Source organism: Nocardioides marmoribigeumensis, from assembly GCF_031458325.1.
Lineage (GTDB): Bacteria > Actinomycetota > Actinomycetes > Propionibacteriales > Nocardioidaceae > Marmoricola_A > Marmoricola_A marmoribigeumensis.
In genome coordinates, this window is the sequence record NZ_JAVDYG010000001.1 from 291,806 (window position 1) to 310,648 (window position 18,843).

Consider the following 18,843-nt stretch of genomic DNA (forward strand, 5'->3'; position numbering starts at 1 on the left):
AGAGGAGGCGCCACGCCGGGACAATGACCTCTTCCCCGCTGAGCGGGTGGGCTACCCCCCCCAGAACACCCGCTCGACCACGGCATGGGCGCGCCGGGTCACGCGCAGGTAGTCGTTGACCAGCGCGTCGGCCTCGTCGGGTGAGTAGCCCATCAGCACCGACAGCGCGGTCAGCTCGCCGGTCTCTCGCGGCAGCTCGTCGCTCGGCTTGCCGCGGACCAAGGTGATCAGGTTGCGGATGCGGCTGACCATCAGCCAGGCCTCGGTCATCATCTGGGCGTCCTCGGCCTCGACGAAGCCCTCCTCGACCGCCGCACGGAGTGCTGGCAGCGTCCTGGTCGTCCGCAGCCCGGGGCTGTTGTGGGCGTGGCGCATCTGCAGCAGCTGCACGGTCCACTCGATGTCGCCCAGGCCTCCGCGCCCGAGCTTGAGGTGGGTCTTGCGGTCCGCCCCGCGCGGCAGGCGCTCGTTGTCGACGCGGGCCTTGATCCGGCGGATCTCTCGGACGTCGGCGAAGGACAGCCCCTCGCCGGGGAAGCGCAGCCGGTCGACCAGCTCCATGTAGTGGCCGCAGACCCCCTCGTCGCCGACCACCGCCTCGGCACGCAGCAGCGCCTGCGCCTCCCACACCGCCGACCACTTGCTGTAGTAGGCGGCGTAGGACTCGACGGTGCGCACCAGCGGCCCGCCCTTGCCCTCGGGGCGCAGGTCGGCGTCGACCTCGAGCGCCGGGTCGCTGCCCGCCGTGCCGAGCAGCCGGCGCAGCTCGTTGGCCACCGCCTGCGCGGCCCGTGCCGCGTCCTCGGGCTCGGCGCCCTCCACGGGCTCGTGCACGAACAGCACGTCGGCGTCGCTGCCGTAGCCCACCTCGTGCCCGCCGAGCCGGCCCATCGACACGATCGCCAGCCGGGTCGGGAGCGGAGTCTCGCGCTGGCTCCCCACCCGTCGTACGGCGATCGCGAGCGCCGCCTCGAGGGTCGCATGGGTGAGGTCGGTCAGCGCCTCGCTGACCTGCTCCACGTCGTCCACCACCCCCGACAGGTCTGCTGCGGCGATGCGCAGCAGCTCCCGCCGGCGCACGCCCCGGACCAGGCCGATGGCGGCGTCCCCGTCGCTCTGCCGCATGGCCGCGGCCAGCATCTCGGTCTGCAGCGTCTCCCGGTCCTGCGGCACGAGCTGGTCGCCGGCCAGGAGCTTGACGCCGTTGGGCTCGCGCTGCAGCAGGGAGGTGGCGTAGCGGCTCGACGCGAGGATGCGCGCCATGCGCTCGGCGACCTCGCCCTCGTCACGGAGCATGGAGAGGTACCACGGCGTGCGGCCGAGGGCCTCGCTGATCTTGCGGAAGCCCAGCAGGCCCGCGTCGGGGTAGGGCGCGTCGGCGAACCACTCGAGCATGACCGGGAGGAGCGTCCTCTGGATCGCGGCGGTGCGCGACGTGCCCTCGCTCAGGGCGGCGAGGTGGCGCAGGGCCGCGTCGGGGTCGAGGTAGCCCAGGGCGGAGAGCCGGTCCTTGGCGGCCGCCTCGCTCAGCGAGCCGGGCGCCCTGACCACCGAGGCGAGCAGCGGCCGGTAGAAGAGCTTCTCGTGCAGGCGGCGCACCTCGCGGCGACGCTCCTTGAGCGCCTCGGCGAGCTCGTTCATCGGGTCCTTGAAGAAGCCGAGCGAGCGGCCCAGCCGGCGCAGCGACTCCTCGTCCTGCGGGATCAGGGCCGTGCGCCGGAGCCCGAACAGCTGCAGGCGGTGCTCCACGGTCCGCAGGAAGCTGTAGGCCTCCAGCAGGGCCTGCCCGTCGGGGCGACCGATGTAGGCACCCTCGGTGAGCGCCTCGAGCGCCGCCATCGTGGTCGGGATGCGGATCGACTCGTCGTGTCGCCCGTGGACCATCTGGAGCAGCTGGACGGCGAACTCCACGTCGCGAAGGCCACCGCTGCCGAGCTTGAGCTGGCGGTCGGCCTCCTTGGCGGGGATGTGCGCGACCACGCGCCGGCGCATGGCCTGCACCTGGCTGACGAAGCCCTCGCGCTGCGCGGCCTCCCAGACCATCGGGTGGAGCGCCTCGACGTAGACGTGTCCGAGGTCGAGGTCACCGGCCACGGGGCGTGCCTTCAGCAGCGCCTGGAACTCCCAGGTCTTGGCCCACCGCTCGTAGTAGCCGACGTGGCTGGCCAGCGTCCGCACCAGCGGCCCGTGCTTGCCCTCGGGCCGCAGGCCCGCGTCGACCGGCCAGATCGTGCCCTCGGGCGTGTGGTCGGAGCAGATCTTGACCAGGTGGGAGGCGAGCTGGGTCGCGACCCGGTGGGCCTGCTGCTCGTCGGCCCCCTCGGCGGCCTCCGCCACGAAGACCACGTCGACGTCGCTGACGTAGTTGAGCTCGTGCGCCCCGCACTTGCCCATCGCGATCACGGCCAGGCGCGCGGTCGCCGCGTCCTCCGCGCCGACGCGCTGCCGAGCGACCGCCAGCGCGGCCTCCAGGACGCCGGCGGCCAGGTCGGACAGCTCGGCGGCGACGTCGGCCATGCCGAACCGATGGGCCAGGTCGCGGGCGGCGATCCCGAGCAGCAGCCGCCGGTAGGTCACACGCAGGACGTCGCACAGCTCGGCGTCGTCCCCCTGCGCGACGGGCACGTCGGCGGCCGGGTCCGCGCCGACCGCCTCCAGCAGCCGGGCGCGGACGGCGTACGCCGCGGGGCGGGCCGAGTCGAGCAGCGGGTCGGCCAGGTCCTCCCAGTGGTCGGGATGGCGCAGCAGGTGGTGACCCAGGGCGTTGCTCGCCCCCAGGACGCGCAGCAGCCGGTGGGCGGTCAGGTCGTCGCGCGCGAGCAGGCGCAGCATGGCGACCCCCGCCCCGTCCTCGCGCTGGTCGAGGCAGGTGGCGAGGTCGACCAGCCGGTCGAGGGCCAGGTCGGGGTCGGCCGTCGAGCCCAGGTCGCCCAGGAGGACCGAGGCGTGCTCACCGAGCTTCTCCAGCGCGCGCTCGCTGCGGTCGAGCTGCTGGAACCCCAGCCGGCGGAGCTGGCCCCGCGGGGTCTCCTGCCGGCTCATGCGACGCCGTCCCGGACCAGGCCCGCGAACGCGTCGGCCAGCGGCTCCCACTGGGTCCGCAGGTCCTTCTCCTGCTGCTCCATCTCGGCGACGTAGCGGTTGAGCGGCCCGCGGCTCGGCTCGTCGGCGACCCGCGGCAGCTCCTCCTCCACCCAGGTCCGCACGATCGCGGCGTCGACCTCGGGGTGGCACTGCACGCCCCACACCGTGTCGGTGAGCCGGGCGATCTGGACGGCCCCGTCGGCGCTGCGGGCGAGCACGACCGTGCCGTCAGGGAGCTCGGTCAGCACGTCGGAGTTCCAGTGCGCGACCGTCGTCGCTCCCGTGGAGGACCTGATCAGCGGGTCGGCCGCGGCCTCGGGCAGCCATCCCACGGCCTGCAGCCCGACGGTCGCGCCGCCCGGGTTGCGCTCGACGCCGCCGCCCAGGGCGAGGCCGGCGAGCTGGTGCCCGAGACAGATCCCCAGCGCCGGGGTGCGGGTCGTGGCGGCGGCACGCACGAGGGCGCGCACCGCCGGCAACCACGGGGTGCCCTCGTCGTCCCAGGAGTCCATCGCCCCGCCCAGCACGAGCAGGCCGTCGTACGACGTCAGGGGCGGGAGCGCGTCGCCGGCGTAGGGCCGTCGTACGTCGAGCCGGAGACCGGCCGCCTCCAGGTGCTCACCGAACCACCCGGCGGGGGCACCGTCCTCGTGCTGGACGACCAGGACGGACGTCGGCCGGGCCCCTTCTGAGTCGGCCACCGCTCAGATGACCGGGAGCATCTGGTCGCGCTCCCAGATCGAGACCTGGCCGCGGTAGGCGTCCCACTCGGCGCGCTTGTTGCGCAGGAAGAAGTCGTAGACCCGTTCCCCCAACGTCTCGGCGAGCAGCTCGCTCTCCTCCATCACCGCGATCGCCTCGTAGAGGGTCTTGGGCAGCGGCTGGATGCCGAGCGACTTGCGCTCGCGGTCGGTCAGCGACCAGACGTCGTCCTCGGCCTCGGCGGGCAGCTCGTAGCCCTCCTCGATGCCCTTCATGCCGGCCGCGAGCACGACGGCGAAGGCGAGGTAGGGGTTGCATGCGGCGTCGATCGTGCGCAGCTCGACACGGGTCGACTGGCCCTTGTTGGGCTTGTACATCGGCACGCGGACCATGGCGGACCGGTTGTTGTGACCCCAACAAATATAGGAGGGGGCCTCGCCGCCGCCCATGAGCCGCTTGTAGGAGTTGACCCACTGGTTGGTCACGCAGGTGATCTCGGCGGCGTGGCGCAGGATGCCCGCGATGAACTGGCGCCCGGACTTGGAGAGCTGGTACTCGGCGCCGGCCTCGAAGAACGCGTTGCGGTCGCCCTCGAACAGCGAGACGTGCGTGTGCATCCCGGAGCCGGGGTGCGTGGTGAACGGCTTGGGCATGAAGCTGGCCCACATGCCCTGGCTCAGCGCCACCTCACGGACCACCGTGCGGAAGGTCATGATGTTGTCGGCGGTCGACAGGGCGTCGGCGTAGCGCAGGTCGATCTCCTGCTGACCGGGACCGCCCTCGTGGTGGGAGAACTCCACGGAGATGCCCATCTGCTCGAGCATCGTGATCGCCTCGCGGCGGAAGTTGGAGCCGCGGCTGGTGGCGGTGTGGTCGAAGAACCCGCTGCGGTCGACCGGCACCGGCTCGACGCCCGGCTCGGGCTGGTTCTTGAACAGGTAGAACTCGATCTCGGGGTGCGTGTAGAAGGTGTAGCCCTGCTTGGCGGCGTTGCTCAGCGTGCGCTTGAGGACGTAGCGCGGGTCGGCGTACGACGGAGAGCCGTTGGGCATGACGATGTCGCAGAACATGCGCGCGGTGGACGGCCCCTCCCCCCGCCACGGCAGGATCTGGAACGTCGAGGGGTCGGGCTTGGCCAGCATGTCGGCCTCGTAGACCCGCGCGAAGCCCTCGATCGCCGAGCCGTCGAAGCCGATGCCCTCCGCGAAGGCGCCCTCGAGCTCCGCCGGGGCGATCGCCACCGACTTGAGGAATCCCAGCACGTCGCTGAACCAGAGCCGGACGAACCGGACGTCACGCTCGTCGAGCGCTCGGAGCACGAAGTCTTCCTGCTTGCCCATGGCCCCATCCTCGCAGGCGTCAGGAAGGAACGCGCTCGAGGTCGGCCAACCAGGCCGCCGCGTTGCCGTCGGAGGGAGCGCGCCAGTCCCCGCGCGGTGACAGCGAGCCGCCCGCCGAGACCTTGGGACCGTTGGGCAGGGCCGACCGCTTGAACTGGGCGAAGGCGAAGAACCGCTTGCAGAAGACCTCGAGCCAGTGCACGACGTCCTCCCGCGAGTACTCCGCCCGTCGCTCCTCCGGGAACCCGGGCGGCCACTCCCCCCGGTCCTTGTCCGACCAGGCGTGCTCGGCGAGGAAGGCGATCTTGCTCGGCCGGAAGCCGTAGCGCAGCACGTGGAAGAGCGTGAAGTCCTGCAGGGAGTAGGGGCCGATCGAGGCCTCCGTGTCCTGCTCGGTCTCGCCGTCCTTGCCGGGGATGAGCTCGGGGGTGATCTTCTGCTCGACGATCTCGGCGAGCACGTCGTTGACCTTGTCGTCGAAGATCTCCTCCGAGACGACCCAGCGGATCAGGTGCTGCATGAGCGTCTTGGGGACGCCTGTGTTGACCGCGTAGTGCGACATCTGGTCGCCGACGCCGTAGGTGCACCAGCCCAGCGCGAGCTCGGACAGGTCACCGGTGCCGAGGACGATGCCGCCCTTCTGGTTGGCCAGCCGGAAGAGGTAGTCGGTGCGCAGGCCGGCCTGGACGTTCTCGAAGGTGATGTCGTAGACCTCCTCGCCGTCGGCGAAGGGGTGCCCCATGTCGGTGAGCATCGCCTTGGCGGCGGGTCGGATGTCGATCTCCTCGAAGGTGATGCCGAGGGCCTCGGCCAGCTTCCAGGCGTTGCCCTTGGTGGTCTCGCCGGTGGCGAAGCCGGGCAGCGTGTAGCCGAGGATGTCCGTGCGGGGTCGGCCCAGCCGGTCCATCGCGCGAGCCGCCACGATGAGCGCCTGGGTCGAGTCGAGGCCACCCGAGACGCCGATGACGACCTTGGGGTTGCCGATCGTGCGGAGCCGTTGCTCGAGCCCGGCGACCTGGATGTTGTAGGCCTCGTAGCAGTCCTGGGCCAGGCGGCTGACGTCGTCCGGCACGAACGGGAAACGGTCGACCTTGCGGCGCAGGCCGATGTCGCCGGCCGGCGGGTCGACCGTGAACGCGACCGTCCGGAACCCCCTGCCGGCATGCGTCCGCCGGTTGTCGTCGAACGTCCCCATCCGCAGCCGCTCCTGACGCAGCTGGTCCAGGTCGACGTCGACGACCGTACGGCGGGGGCCCTGGGGGAAGCGCTCGGTCTCGCCGAGGAGCGAGCCGACCTCGTAGACCATCGTCTGTCCGTCCCAGGACAGGTCGGTGCTGGACTCCCCCTCACCGCCGGCGGCGTAGAGGTAGGCCGCCAGGCACCGCTGGCTGGCCGAGCGGACCAGCAGCCGCCGGTCCTCGGCGCGGGCGACCGTGATCGGGCTGCCGGACAGGTTGGCCAGCACCGTGGCACCGGCGAGCGCGGCCTCCGACGAGGGCGGGACGGGCACCCACATGTCCTCGCACACCTCGACGTGCAGGACGAGGCCGGGCACGTCGGTCGCCTCGAAGAGCAGGTCGGGGCCGAACGGCACCTCACGGTCGCCGAGACGGATCGTGTCGCCGCGCCGGTCGTCACCGGGGGCGTACCAGCGCCGCTCGTAGAACTCGCGGTAGGTCGGCAGGTAGGACTTCGGCGCGACGCCGAGCACCTCGCCGTCGTGGATGACGACCGCGCAGTTGTAGACCCGGTTGCCATGAGCCAGCGGGGCGCCGACGACGAGCACCGGCCGCAGCTCGCGCGAGGCCTCGACCAGGGTCTCGACGGCCACGCGCACCTGGTCCAGCAACGGGTCCTGCAGGACCAGGTCGTCGATCGCGTAGCCGCTCAGGCCCAGCTCGGGGAACACCGCGACCGCGGCCCCCTCGTCGTGGCACTCCTGGGCGGTGCGCAGCACCGACGCGGCGTTGGTCGCCGGGTCGGCGACGGAGACGGGCACGGTGCAGGCGGCGACGCGTGCGAAGCCATGGGCGTACGCCGAGCGGAAGTCCATGCGCCGACCGTAGCCAGGTCAGCGAGTGACCGCAGTCTGCACCGCCGACGCCGCGTCACCGGCCTTGGAGGAGATCGCCGAGGCCGCGTGACCCGCGGCGATCTGGCCGCGACCCAGGATCAGGGCCGCCGCGACCGCGGCCTCCGCCGCCAGGACGCCGCGGGTGAGGTCGGAGGCCTGGCCCTCCTGCGCGATGCTCGCCGCGCGGCCCGCCGCGGTGCCGGCCATGAGGGATCCGATGGTGCCCGCGCTGCTGGGACGCACCACCAGCAGGCCCGCCATCGCCAGGCACGTGCCGCCGTACACCGCCCGCACCTCGGTGCGGGCGTCCGGCGTCTCCGCCTTGCCGCCGTGGAGCGCGGGGATGCGCTCGGGCTGGGCGATGGCGACGCCGCCGATGCCGGCGAGCGCGAGGGCACTGAGCTTGATGAGTCCGTTCATGGGTAGACCCTTCCCCTCGTGTCGGCGGTCACACCGCCGCCTCCGTCACACGGGTCTATCGTCGGTCCATGAGCGATGCCGAGCAGCCCGCGCCGTACGGTGGCGCCTCCTCCTCCGCCCCCGCGACCTCCACCCGCCGCAAGGTGCGCACGCAGCACCTGCGCGAGATGAAGCAGCGCGGCGAGCGCTTCGCGATGCTCACCTCCTACGACATGTACACCGCGGCCACGTTCGACGAGGCCGGCATCCCCGTGCTCCTCGTGGGCGACTCGGCCTCCAACAACGTCTACGGCAACGAGACCTCCCTGCCCGTCACCGTCGACGAGCTGATCCCGCTCGTGCGGGCGGTGACCCGGTCGACGCGTTACGCCCTGGTCGTGGCCGACCTGCCGTTCGGGTCCTACCAGGCGTCCCCGGAGCAGGCCTACCTCACCGCGGTGCGCTTCATGAAGGAGGCCGACGCCCACTGCGTCAAGCTCGAGGGCGGCGCCGAGATGGCACCCCAGGTCGCCAAGCTCGTGCAGGGCGGCATCCCCGTGATGGCGCACATCGGCTTCACCCCGCAGTCCGAGCACACGCTCGGCGGCTACCGCGTCCAGGGCCGCGGCGACGCCTCGTCCAAGGTGCTCGACGACGCCCTGGCCATGCAGGACGCGGGGGCGTTCGCGGTCGTGATGGAGATGGTGCCCGGCGACGTCGCGGCCGAGGTGACGGCCAAGCTCGAGATCCCCACGATCGGCATCGGCGCCGGCAACCGCTGCGACGGCCAGGTCTTGGTGTGGCAGGACATGCTCGGCCTGCGCACGGGCCGGATGCCCCGCTTCGTCAAGCAGTACGCCGACCTGCACGGCGTGATGCTCCAGGCCGCGCAGGCGTACGCCGCCGACGTCGCGTCGGGCGAGTTCCCCGGGCCCGAGCACACGTTCTGACGCGGGTCACCCCCAGCCGAGCAGCACGGCGCCGCCGTACAGCACGGCGAGCCACAGCGCGACCATCGCGACGGGCAGCGCGAGCACGCGCCCCGGGTGGGTCATGAACCACCGGGCGCCCTGCAGGAGCGCGGCGACCCAGACGACGGTCAGCAGCGCGAGCCCCCACCAGGGCACGACCGCGCCCGAGGCGAGGATCAGGAACAGCACCATCGCCATGCACGCCATGCCGATGAACGACGCCCGCTGGGGACGCGCGGTCGCCGGGGGCGCCGTCCAGCGGTCGACCGACGACCTGTCGAGAGGTTCGGTCCGCGGCAGCTCCCCAGTGCCGTCGACGGGTGGGTGAGGGGCCGGGTCGGGGTCGCTCATGGCCCGATCATGCCCTGTGGGTCACGCGCGCACGCTCACTCGGGGGCGTTGTCGCCGGTCCACTTGGGGTCCTGGTCCCAGTCCTCGTTGCGCTGCTCGACCTTGTCGAGCGCGCTCGAGGCCTCGGCCTCGGTGGAGTAGGGACCGAGACGGTCCTGGTTGCGGCAGCCCTCGCGGGGCTCGACCGTGTGGTGCTTGAGGCAGAACCAGTACTCCTGCTCGTCGGACATCTCCCGCTCCTCCGTCTCGCGGCCCGTGCCTAGACTCGCGCCCGTGACCGTCCTCGCTCCTGCCAGCATCTCTCCCCGCCGGTCCGTCCCGCCACACATCGCCCGCCCGGAGTACGTCGACCGGCCCGCGCCCGCGCCGTACGACGGTCCCGAGGTGAAGGACGCCGAGACCATCGAGCGGATGCGGGTCGCGGGTCGGCTCGCCGCGCAGGCACTGCAGGAGGTGGGCCGCCACGTCGCTCCCGGGGTGACGACCGACGAGCTCGACCGGGTGGGTCACGAGTTCCTCTGCGACCACGGCGCCTACCCCTCCACCCTGGGCTACCGCGGCTTCCCCAAGTCGCTGTGCACCAGCGTCAACGAGGTGATCTGCCACGGCATCCCCGACAGCCGACGGATCGAGGACGGCGACATCGTCAACGTCGACATCACCGCCTTCCTCGACGGCGTCCACGGCGACACCAACGCGACCTTCCTGACCCCGGGGGTGCGGCAGGAGACCCGCGACCTCGTCGGGCGCACCGAGGAGGCCCTGCGACGCGGCATCAGCGCGGTCAAGCCCGGCCGGCGGATCAACGTGATCGGGCGCGTCATCGAGGCGTACGCCGGCCGGTTCGGCTACGGCGTCGTGCGCGAGTTCACCGGGCACGGCATCGGCACGGCGTTCCACTCCGGGCTGGTGGTCCCCCACTACGACGACCCGGCCTACGACGACCTCATCGAGGTCGGCATGACGTTCACCATCGAGCCGATGCTGTGCTTGGGCACGCCCCAGTGGGACATGTGGCCCGACGGCTGGACCGTCACCACCAAGGACAAGCGACCGAGCGCGCAGTTCGAGCACACGCTGCTGGTCACCCCTGACGGGGCCGAGGTCCTCACCACCACCGGGTGAGCCTCGTCGGCGGGCTCAGGGGGCGTAGCGCAGGAGGAAGTCGCGATCGGTGTCGCGACCGCTCTCGGGGTCGGGCGCCGGAGTGGTGTCCTGGGACGCGATCGTGTCGTCGAGCGAGACCGGCTCGGGCAGGGTGGTGAAGCGGGACTTCCTGGTCTCGGCCACGGGGCGCCTCCTGGCTGACGTCGTGCTCCCATGCTCGCTCCACGAGGAGGGGCGCGGCAAGGACCGGACGGGGACGTTGGCCACTGGTCGGACTCGCCCCGGTCCGACCAGGATCGTCCCAACCTGGGACCCGAGGGGGGAACACACCATGGCGCACCACGTGCTCGGTCTCGTCGCCACGCTCACCACGCTGCTGCTGTCGGGGGGCCTGATCGCTCCCCCGGCACAGGCAGCGGTCACCCGCACGATCACGCTGTCGACGAGCGCGTCGACCATCTCGCTCGGCCAGACGGTGACCCTGAAGGGCGCGGTGACCCGGTCACCCGTCGGGACCCCTGTGATCATCGACCGCAGGACGAGCACGGGCTGGGCCAAGGTCAAGACGGTCCGCACGACCACGTCGGGAGGTGCCTACCGCACCGGGGTCAAGCCGTCCTCCGCCGGCACCAAGACCTACCGGGCCCGCGTGGTCGCCGCCACCGTCAACGGCCGGAGGCTCTCCGGGGCGATCTCGCCGTCTCGACAGGTGAGGGTGACGTCCGTGATCGCCCGCACGATCACGCTCGACCTCCCGCCCGCCCTGGTCGCCTACAAGACGATCAAGGTGTCCGGGACGATCACGAGGACGCCGGCGGGCCAGCTGGTGTCGATCGAGTGCAAGGACCCGACGTACGGCTGGGACGCCTGTGGCGCCGGCAAGGTCACGAGCGCCGGCACCTTCACCGACAGCGAGTTCCAGGTGCAGGAGGTCGGTGTGGTGCCCGTGCGGGCCCGGGTCCCGCGGGTCACCACCTCCGCGGGCACGCTCGCGGCGGCCACGTCGACCACCCACCAGCTCGAGGTCTACGGCGCCGACAACTCGGGCCCGACCAAGCTCGTCTCGGTCACCCCCAAGCGCAACTACCCGTCCGAAGGCGAGTCCCTGGGCTCGAGCATCTCCGACAGCGGCCGCTACGTCGCCTTCGTCTCCGACGCCGCCGACCTCGTCCCCGGTGTCGACCCCCAGGGGCACCGCAACGTGTTCGTCCGCGACCTCCAGGCCGGCACCACCCGTCTCGTCTCGGTCGCGCGCTCCGGCGGTCCGATGAAGCAGGTCAACTGGTACGACCGGGTCGAGGCCGAGATCTCGGGCAACGGCCGCTACGTCGCCTTCGCCACCTCCTCCCCCGACCTCGTGGCCGGTGACACCAACGGTCGCGACGACGTCTTCGTCACCGACCTCGTCGGGGGCACCACCGTGCTGGCCTCCCGCACCGACGGCGACGCGCTCGTGACGGGCGACCCGGTGCAGGAGTACTCCAACCTCGCGATCAGCAACGGCGGTCGACGGGTGCTCTTCAGCAGCCCGTTGGACGGGCTCGTCCCGGAGGACACCAACGGGAGGTACGACGCCTACGTCCGCGACCTCGACGCGGGGACGACCACGCTGGTGAGCCGCAACGGCGCCGGACAACCGCTCAGCGGCGGTGGCGGCTTCTACGCCGACATGTCCGGCAACGGCGGCTGGGTGGTCTTCTCCAGCACCTCCGACGACATCGGCCCGGCCGGGGGCACCGACCGGCGTGGGCTCTACCGGCGCAACCTCAGCACCGGCGCCGTCGACCAGGTCTACTTCACCCAGGGCGACCCCTACACCGGCTTCCCGAGCGGAGGGCTCGACGTCTCCGACGACGGCAGCGCGGTGGTGTTCTCCGGCAACGTCCGGACCCTCGACGACCAGGACGACCCCTACTTCTCCCCGACGTACCTCTGGCGGGCCGGCAAGGGCACGGTGGCCCTCTCCCGCAACCGGTCCGGCGTGCTGGTCTCGGCCACGGCGCCGGTCATCTCCGGTGACGGCTCCACGGTGGCGTTCACCAGCGACGCCGACGACCTGGTGGCCGGCGACGACCGTCGCGACAAGGAGCCGGGTGCCTACTTCCACGCCGAGGCCTACGTCCACGACGTCGCCGGCGGCACGACCGCCCTCGCCTCGGTCACCGACCGCGGCTCGTGGGGTGGGGCCGGCTACTTCGCCGGCGCGTCGGTGGCGACCGGGCTGACGTCGACCGGGTCCCGGGTGACGTTCGACTCCGGCTCGCAGTGGCTCATCCCGGGCTCCGACACCAACTACCGGTTCGACGTCTTCACCCGCGCGCTGGGCTGAGCTCGCCCGCGCCGCTCAGCTGGCCGGGACCGAGTTGGTGCGTGGCAGGTCGAACGCCCCGACGTTGGGACGCGCCGGGTGGAGCCGCCCCGCCGGTCCTCGGGCGAGACCGTGGAGGACGTTGGCGGTCACCCGTCGCACGAACTCCTGGGTCCGACGACCGAGGGGCTTGTCGCAGACGTCCCACACCGCACAGCCCCACCGCAGCGTGCCCGCCGTGAACACGCCGGCGCCCGACGCCGTGGTGAACCAGACCGACTGGGAGGTCGTCGGCACGCCGCGGCAGACGTACGGCGCGTGGCTGAGCACCTGCAGCCGCCGCGGCGAGGCCGGACCCGGGTAGACCCGGTCGGCCTCGTTGCCCACGAGCATCGGGAACGACGAGCCTGCGCGGACACCTGTGCCTCGGAACCCCCACCAGCGCGGGGACACCACCGTGTAGTCGGCGTCGGCCGGGTAGCACTCGTAGAGCATCCCGGTGAGCGAGTTCTCCGGGTGCGCGGCGGGCGGGTCGCGGAAGCGCGCCGTCGCCTCGGCCGGGGAGGTGTCGAGCGCCGGGTCGGCGACCGCGTCGCTGCGGTAGCCGACGACCAGGCGGTCGGGACCCGTGCCCGTGCGCCCCAGTCGCACCCGCCAGTAGGCGGTGTTCGCACCGAGGAACGCCAGGTTGGTCCCCCGCGCCCTCGCCCGCTGCACGGCGCGTCGGATGCCCGGGGTCCAGTACTCGTCGTGACCCAGCGACACGTAGGCGCGCGCGCCGGCCAGCAGCCCCGGCCGACGGTCCAGCTGCACGTTCGCGACGTACGACAGGGGCACGTGCGTGGCCTCGCTCCGCACCACCAGCGGCACGACGGAGGTGCGGAAGTCGTTGAAGCCGTTCACACCGAAGTACGGCCGGTCGAAGCTCACCGCGTGCGCGCGCTGGTCACCGCTCAGGCTCGCGTAGAGGCTGTAGCCGCCCCAGAGGTTGTAGGCCTGCCAGGTCAGCACCGGGACGCCCAGCACGACCGTGCCGGCGGACGACCGCGACGACACGACGTAGGGCACCTGGAAGTCGGTCCCCGAGCGGGTCGTCAGGCGCAGGACGTAGAACCCCGGCGGCCAGCCGTAGGTGTCGGCGATCAGGCTGGTGCGCCAGGGAGCCTCGATCGTCCGGGTGCGGTACGCCGCGAAGCGTGGCTGCGGCTGGACCGTGCCCGCCACCCAGCCCGAGCGCCACACCAGGCGTGAGGTCCCGCCGCGATAGGCACCGATCCGGTAGGCGCCGGCACGGAACGACCGAGCGGCCGTGGACACCTTGAGCACCAGCGGCGTGCCGGGCGGCGCCCCCGCGCGCGTGGTGAAGCCCTGGATCTCCTGGTGCTCCGCGGGCCGGTCGGCTCGCCACTCGGTGGTGCCGGGTCGGGTCCACTCGGGACGGGTCACCGGAGGACCAGGGCCCGTCACGCCGGTGCCCGCGGGCCGGCTGCTCGTCCGGGCCGTCGGGGTGGAGTGGTGCCTGGCGTTCGTGTCGGTGTCCGGGTCGACGGTGCACCCGGCGAGCACCAGGGCCGCCGCGGCCACGCCCCCGGCGAGCGCGGGTGCGAGGACTGTCGCGACCGTCATGACCGATCCCCGGGTCCGGCTCCGGCCTCAGGTCACGCTGAGGCCGAGGGCGTCGACCTTGACCAGCTTGCCGTCGGACAGCACCCGCACCGTCACCGTGCCGGTGCGCGTGGAGAAGGCGGGCAGGTTGAAGACCCGTCGGGCCAGGGGGCCGCTGAGGTCGACCACCCCGATCCTCGTCGCCCCGAGCCGGACCTCCACCTTGCCGCAGGTCGGGCAGCGCTGCGCCACCAGCGCGATGCGGCGCGTGGTGGCGTCGATGACCAGGTTCTGTCCCCGGGTCCGGGTCGACGACGCGGTGCCGCGGAACCAGCTGGAGGGCTGCGTCCTGGTCCACCCGCTCGACCAGGAGAGGTCGCGGTCGTCCCACGGCACCGCCGTGCAGCGCGGGACGGTCCACGCCGAGACGTTGCCGCGGGCGTCCACGGCCTGGGTCGCGAAGCAGTAGGTCCGACCGCGACGCAGCCCGGTGAACGTGCGCGCCGTCGCGGTGCCGGCGCTGGTGACCGGCGTGCCCCACGTGCTCCACGCCCCGTTGCGCCCGGCGCTGCGGAACCTGGTGCGGTACGACGCCACGGCGGTCGTCGCGTCGCTCCCGGACCACCTCACCGTGACGCTCGACCCGAGGGTGAAGCGCTTGGTCGGGGCGGTGAGGGCGACGGTGGGTGAGGTCGTGTCGACGACCACGTCGGAGGTCCCGGTAGCCTCCCGCCCGTCGTCGGTGGTCACCTTCACCGTCAGGCGGTGGACACCGTCCGGGAGCCCGGTCGCGTCGTACGGGCTGGTGCAGGAGAACGGTGCCTCGCTCGTCCCCTGGGTCACGTGCTCGACGGTGCACGTGTAGGCCATCTTGTAGAAGCCGCCGGATGCCGGGTCGGTGGCGCTCCACGTCCAGTGAGCAGCGCCCGACCTGCTGTCGGGCCAGGGCTGACCGGCGACGCTCACGGTCGGGTTCGCCGCCGGCAGGCACTCCACGCGGGTGTAGACCTTGCCACCGGCGAGGGTCTCGGTGGTCGCGGAGTAGCTGTTGCCGGACACGTGGCCCAGGATCGAGATCGCTCCCCACGCACCGTCGATGGTGAAGATCCCGTCCTGCATGGTGCTGCCGCCGATCGCCGTCATGCCGCTCGGACAGCTGACCGTGACCGGGGTCGCCCACCGACCGTCCAGGGAGTCGGTGTGGGCCGTCGAGTAGAAGGCGGGCACCTCGGCGAAAGGCACGCAGGTGACGGTGACCGTCATCTTCACGCCGGCCGTCTCGTTCCACCCCTCGACGTGCCACGCCGAGTGCTCGTTGGTCCTGCCGGCGGCCAGCAGCGTGCCCGGGCTGTCGAAGCTCACCGTGGGCTGCAGTGCGAACCAGCTGTCCGTCGGGCACGTCGCCCCGCCGAAGTTGCGCTGGTCCGGCGGGTTCCCCGCACCCGAGCCGCTGTAGCTGGATGTGCTGACCTTGGTCGACGTCGAGAAGTACGACGTCGGCACGCACAGCACGGTCAGCGTCACGACGTCGGAGGCGCCGGTGTCGTTGTTGTCCAGCCGGACCTCGTAGTAGCCGCCCTTGCCGAACTCCAGCCGCTCCGAGGCGCGTCGCAGGTCGAGGCCGTTCTGCGAGGAGTAGCCGCCCGAGATCGGGGTGTACTCCCCCACCGGGCACGCCACCTGGAAGGTCTTCGACGCCCCCGCGTCGATCGGCCCCGAGGCCGTCCCCGTCACCACCGACCAGACGTGCTGCACCGTCGCGCCCGCCACTCGCGGCCACGACAACGGCGCCGCCAGCAGGACGAGCGCCGCGAGGACCTGGATCCCGCGCCTCACGCGCTCAGTGTCGACCTGCTCCCTTGCGTGCACAGCGGACCAAGGGCCCGGTTTCGGACGGATGAGCCGACCTGGAGGTCGGGTTCCGCCGTCGCTCCCGCGGCCTCACGGGCGCGGCAGGACGTCCTTGACCGCGTCGGCCACCTTGGCCGCCACGGGCCGCTCGTCCCCGCCGCTCGCCCACACCGGGTCCTGCGGCATCGGGCCCATGGGGTCGGCGTCCTCGGGGCTCGACACCGGCTCGGCGAGTGCCCGCCGGAAGGCCTCCTCGAGCCCGACGAGCCGGTGGCTGTCGGACAGCAGGCGGAGGAAGTCGTCGTCCGCGGCGACCATGTCGTGGTGGAGGCTCTCCACGAGTGCCTCCACCGTCAGCTGGGGCACGTCGGTCAGGCTGCCGACCAGCTGTCCGACGAGTGCGGTGGGCAGCAGTGGCACCTCGACCTGGGGCCGCTCGAGCCCGGCGTGCTTGGTGTACTGCTCGATCAGGGCGCCGTAGCGCAGCTGCTCGGGCCCTCCGACGTCGTAGTGCCGGGAGGGGCCCTCGTGGTCCAGTGCCCCGGCCAGCGCCTCGAGCACGTCGACCACCGCGATCGGCTGCACGAGCGAGTCCATCCAGGTCGGCACGGTGTGCACGGGCAGGCGCTCGCTGACCTGGCGGATGATCTCGAAGGACGTCGACCCGCTCCCGACCAGGACGGCGGCACGCAGGACGACGACGGTGGCGGGTGTGTCGCTCAGGATGCGCTCGACCTCGCGGCGGGACGTGATGTGCGCGGACAGCTCCTCGTCGTCCACCTCGGGCACGAGTCCGGACAGGTAGACCACCCGGCCCACGTCGTGCCGGCGCACGGCGTCCGCCATGTTGGTCGCGGCCTCGCGGTCCGTCCGGGCGAAGTCCTCCCCGCCCATCCCGTGAATCAGGTAGTAGACCGCGTCGACGCCCTCGCACGCGTCCGCGACCTGCTGGGGGTCGAGGGCGTCCATGACGACGGTCTCCACCCGGTCGGCCCACCACGGCTGCTCGCGGTCGGGACTGCTGGTCGTCGTACGCACGTCGTGGCCGCGGTCGAGGAGGACCGGCACGAGCCGGCCGCCGACGTAGCCGGTCGCTCCGGTCACCAGGATCTTCACGGTTCCTCCGCTCTGTGCGCAGTGGTCGGTGCCTCGTCGGGCGGCTGCCCGACCGAACCTAGCGCCGCGCTGGTGAACCGCCGCGGCCCGTAGGCTCTGAGCACCATGAAGCTGCGAATCGATCCTGCCCACGCCACGCGCTACCGACAGATCGCGCTGCTGCTGGTCCGCCACGGTCGCGGCGACCTGGTCAAGTCGGCCGGCATCGACTCCGGGCTCGACGAGATGGGCCCCGACGGTGACCCCGCGGCCGCCGAGCGTCTGGCCGACGACCTGGAGGAGATGGGGCCGGCCTTCATCAAGCTGGGCCAGCTCATGTCCTCCCGGGTGGACCTGCTCAGCCCGGTCTACATCGAGGCCCTCTCCCGCCTGCAGGACGACGTGGCCCCCTTCTCCTTCGAGGAGGTCCGGGAGATCGTCGCCGACGAGCTGCAGGTGCGGCTGTCGCACCTCTTCCCCACCTTCGACCCCACCCCGCTGGCCGCGGCCTCCCTGGGCCAGGTCCACCGCGCGACGATGCGCGACGGCCGCGAGGTCGTGGTCAAGGTGCAGCGACCCGGGATCCGCGAGCAGGTGCGCCAGGACATGGAGGTGCTGGCCGAGCTGGCGACCTTCTTCGACGAGCACACCGAGACCGGCCGGCGCTTCGGGTTCGTCCCGCTGCTCGAGGAGTTCCGCAAGGCGCTGGTGGACGAGCTCGACTACCGCCGCGAGGCGGACAACCTCGCGCGCATGCGCGAGATGGTCGCCGGTCAGGACCTGATCGTCGTCCCGGAGCCCTACCCCGACCTCACCACCGGCAAGGTCCTGACGATGGAGTTCGTGGAGGGGCGCAAGGTGACCGACCTCGGTCCGCTGGCCCGGCTCGAGCTCGACGGCGCCCCGCTGGCCGACCAGCTGTTCAAGACCTACCTCGACCAGGTCCTCGTCGAGGGCGTCTTCCACGCCGACCCCCACCCGGGCAACGTCTTCGTCACGCGGGACGGCCGGCTCGTCCTGCTGGACATCGGCATGATCGCTCGCCTGGCACCCGCGGTGCGCGACAAGCTCGTCAAGCTCTTCCTGGCCCTGGCCGACGCGCGCCCCGACGAGGTCACGCGCATCGCGATCACGCTGGGGGACGCGCGCCCGGAGTTCGACGAGGCCGCGTTCGAGCGCGCCGTCGCCGACCTGGTCGGACGCACCGCCGACGCCTCCGTCTCCGACCTGGACATCGGGGCGCTCGTGCTGCAGCTGACCCGCACCGCGGGCGAGACCGGGCTCCGCATGGACCCCGAGCTCGTGATGCTGGGCAAGACCCTGCTCAACCTCGACCAGGTCGCCGGCACCCTCGACCCCGACTTCCAGCCCCGCGACGCGCTGCAACGGCACATGGCCGACCTGATGCGGTCGTCCATGCGCACGACACCGGCGTCGGTCATGGCCTCGATGCTGGAGGCCAAGGAGTTCGTCGAGGAGCTGCCCGGCCGGGTCAATCGGGCCTTCGACGCCGTGGGCAAGGGCAACTTCGAGCTGCGGATCAAGGCGTTCGACGAGGACGAGTTCCTGCACGGGCTCCACAAGCTCGCCAACGTCCTGTCGGCCGCGGTGGTCCTGGCCGCGATGATCCTGGCCTCCGCGCTCCTCGCCAGACCGTCGAGCGACGGCTCGTCGGTCGAGAACCGCATCGCCCTGGTCGTCTTCGTCGTCGCCGTCCTGGTCTCGCTCGGCATGCTGGCCCGCATCGCCCTCACCACCCGCAAGGTGCGCATCCAGCGACGGGGCTGACCAGCGGGACGTCGGCCCCAGCGAGGGTCGGCGCTGTCCCGTCGTGGCGACGCCTCACCTCGTCGCGGCCGCCCGCCCGAACCCGTGCCAGCCGTTGAGGACGACGACGGAGTTGCACGTGTCGATCTCGGCGCTGTGTCCGACCCAGGGCGTACTTCTCGGTCGCCG

General features: G+C 72.2%; 15 protein-coding genes. 4 read left to right on the forward strand and 11 right to left on the reverse strand.

Annotation, left to right across the window (positions count from 1 at the left end; all coding sequences use genetic code 11):
• Window positions 1–51: 51 nt before the first annotated feature.
• The 5 genes from J2S63_RS01425 to J2S63_RS01445 are packed head-to-tail and all read right to left on the reverse strand — an operon-like array spanning window position 52 to window position 7,620.
• Window positions 52–3,042: a bifunctional [glutamine synthetase] adenylyltransferase/[glutamine synthetase]-adenylyl-L-tyrosine phosphorylase gene (locus J2S63_RS01425; protein ID WP_310297625.1), complete on the reverse strand. Its 2,991-nt coding sequence runs from the start codon at window positions 3,040–3,042 to the stop codon at window positions 52–54.
• Entirely contained in the window at window positions 3,039–3,785 is a 747-nt protein-coding gene (locus J2S63_RS01430) for a type 1 glutamine amidotransferase (RefSeq protein WP_310297628.1), read from the reverse strand. Before J2S63_RS01430 ends, J2S63_RS01425 begins: the two co-directional genes overlap by 4 nt.
• A 3-nt stretch (window positions 3,786–3,788) precedes the next feature.
• Entirely contained in the window at window positions 3,789–5,126 is a 1,338-nt protein-coding gene (locus J2S63_RS01435) for a glutamine synthetase family protein (protein WP_310297631.1), read from the reverse strand.
• A gap of 19 nt (window positions 5,127–5,145) precedes the next feature.
• On the reverse strand, window positions 5,146–7,179 hold the full coding sequence (locus J2S63_RS01440) for an NAD(+) synthase (protein ID WP_310297634.1): 2,034 nt from the start codon (window positions 7,177–7,179) through the stop codon (window positions 5,146–5,148).
• Between the two features lie 18 nt (window positions 7,180–7,197).
• Window positions 7,198–7,620 carry a DUF4345 family protein gene (locus tag J2S63_RS01445; protein ID WP_310297637.1) on the reverse strand — a complete coding sequence of 141 codons (423 nt, stop codon included), beginning with the start codon at window positions 7,618–7,620 and terminating at the stop codon, window positions 7,198–7,200.
• Between the two features lie 68 nt (window positions 7,621–7,688).
• On the opposite strand from J2S63_RS01445, the gene panB reads away from it, so the two are divergent.
• Window positions 7,689–8,549 carry a 3-methyl-2-oxobutanoate hydroxymethyltransferase gene (gene panB / locus J2S63_RS01450; protein WP_310297640.1) on the forward strand — a complete coding sequence of 287 codons (861 nt, stop codon included), beginning with the start codon at window positions 7,689–7,691 and terminating at the stop codon, window positions 8,547–8,549.
• A 6-nt stretch (window positions 8,550–8,555) separates the two neighbouring features.
• Here panB and J2S63_RS01455 read toward each other — a convergent pair whose 3' ends face one another.
• The gene (locus J2S63_RS01455; protein WP_310297643.1) at window positions 8,556–8,921 is read right to left on the reverse strand and encodes a hypothetical protein; all 366 of its coding nucleotides are present in this window, start codon (window positions 8,919–8,921) and stop codon (window positions 8,556–8,558) included.
• A 35-nt stretch (window positions 8,922–8,956) separates the two neighbouring features.
• Window positions 8,957–9,151 (reverse strand): hypothetical protein, encoded by a 195-nt coding sequence (locus J2S63_RS01460; protein ID WP_310297646.1) that lies wholly within the window; start codon window positions 9,149–9,151, stop codon window positions 8,957–8,959.
• A 43-nt stretch (window positions 9,152–9,194) separates the two neighbouring features.
• Here J2S63_RS01460 and map point away from each other — a divergent pair, with 43 nt between their 5' ends.
• A complete protein-coding gene (gene map, locus J2S63_RS01465; protein ID WP_310297648.1) occupies window positions 9,195–10,046 on the forward strand; it encodes a type I methionyl aminopeptidase in 852 nt (283 codons plus the stop codon).
• Window positions 10,047–10,061: 15 nt separating this feature from the next.
• Here map and J2S63_RS01470 read toward each other — a convergent pair whose 3' ends face one another.
• On the reverse strand, window positions 10,062–10,211 hold the full coding sequence (locus tag J2S63_RS01470) for a hypothetical protein (protein ID WP_310297651.1): 150 nt from the start codon (window positions 10,209–10,211) through the stop codon (window positions 10,062–10,064).
• Window positions 10,212–10,359: 148 nt separating this feature from the next.
• On the opposite strand from J2S63_RS01470, the gene J2S63_RS01475 reads away from it, so the two are divergent.
• Window positions 10,360–12,357: a TolB family protein gene (locus tag J2S63_RS01475; RefSeq protein ID WP_310297654.1), complete on the forward strand. Its 1,998-nt coding sequence runs from the start codon at window positions 10,360–10,362 to the stop codon at window positions 12,355–12,357.
• 15 nt (window positions 12,358–12,372) lie between these two features.
• On the opposite strand, the gene J2S63_RS01480 is transcribed toward J2S63_RS01475, so the two are convergent.
• The 3 genes from J2S63_RS01480 to J2S63_RS01490 form a co-directional block, all read right to left on the reverse strand.
• Window positions 12,373–13,962 carry a N,N-dimethylformamidase beta subunit family domain-containing protein gene (locus J2S63_RS01480; protein WP_310297656.1) on the reverse strand — a complete coding sequence of 530 codons (1,590 nt, stop codon included), beginning with the start codon at window positions 13,960–13,962 and terminating at the stop codon, window positions 12,373–12,375.
• A gap of 27 nt (window positions 13,963–13,989) precedes the next feature.
• Entirely contained in the window at window positions 13,990–15,777 is a 1,788-nt protein-coding gene (locus tag J2S63_RS01485) for a hypothetical protein (RefSeq protein WP_310297659.1), read from the reverse strand.
• 105 nt (window positions 15,778–15,882) lie between these two features.
• Entirely contained in the window at window positions 15,883–16,908 is a 1,026-nt protein-coding gene (locus J2S63_RS01490; RefSeq protein ID WP_310297662.1) for an NAD(P)H-binding protein, read from the reverse strand.
• 105 nt (window positions 16,909–17,013) lie between these two features.
• Between J2S63_RS01490 and J2S63_RS01495 the strand changes: the two genes are divergently transcribed.
• Window positions 17,014–18,675 (forward strand): ABC1 kinase family protein, encoded by a 1,662-nt coding sequence (locus J2S63_RS01495; RefSeq protein WP_310297667.1) that lies wholly within the window; start codon window positions 17,014–17,016, stop codon window positions 18,673–18,675.
• Window positions 18,676–18,843 lie beyond the last annotated feature (168 nt).

Bases quoted from the DNA above. Each gene is read 5' to 3' on its own strand.
- J2S63_RS01435 (WP_310297631.1), bottom strand. From the start codon at position 5,126: ATGGGCAAGCAGGAAGACTTCGTGCTCCGAGCGCTCGACGAGCGTGAC.
- J2S63_RS01445 (WP_310297637.1), bottom strand. From the start codon at position 7,620: ATGAACGGACTCATCAAGCTCAGTGCCCTCGCGCTCGCCGGCATCGGC.
- panB (WP_310297640.1), top strand. From the start codon at position 7,689: ATGAGCGATGCCGAGCAGCCCGCGCCGTACGGTGGCGCCTCCTCCTCC.
- J2S63_RS01495 (WP_310297667.1), top strand. From the start codon at position 17,014: ATGAAGCTGCGAATCGATCCTGCCCACGCCACGCGCTACCGACAGATC.
- J2S63_RS01455 (WP_310297643.1), bottom strand. From the start codon at position 8,921: ATGAGCGACCCCGACCCGGCCCCTCACCCACCCGTCGACGGCACTGGG.
- J2S63_RS01475 (WP_310297654.1), top strand. From the start codon at position 10,360: ATGGCGCACCACGTGCTCGGTCTCGTCGCCACGCTCACCACGCTGCTG.
- J2S63_RS01480 (WP_310297656.1), bottom strand. From the start codon at position 13,962: ATGACGGTCGCGACAGTCCTCGCACCCGCGCTCGCCGGGGGCGTGGCC.
- J2S63_RS01425 (WP_310297625.1), bottom strand. From the start codon at position 3,042: ATGAGCCGGCAGGAGACCCCGCGGGGCCAGCTCCGCCGGCTGGGGTTC.
- J2S63_RS01440 (WP_310297634.1), bottom strand. From the start codon at position 7,179: ATGGACTTCCGCTCGGCGTACGCCCATGGCTTCGCACGCGTCGCCGCC.
- J2S63_RS01460 (WP_310297646.1), bottom strand. From the start codon at position 9,151: ATGTCCGACGAGCAGGAGTACTGGTTCTGCCTCAAGCACCACACGGTC.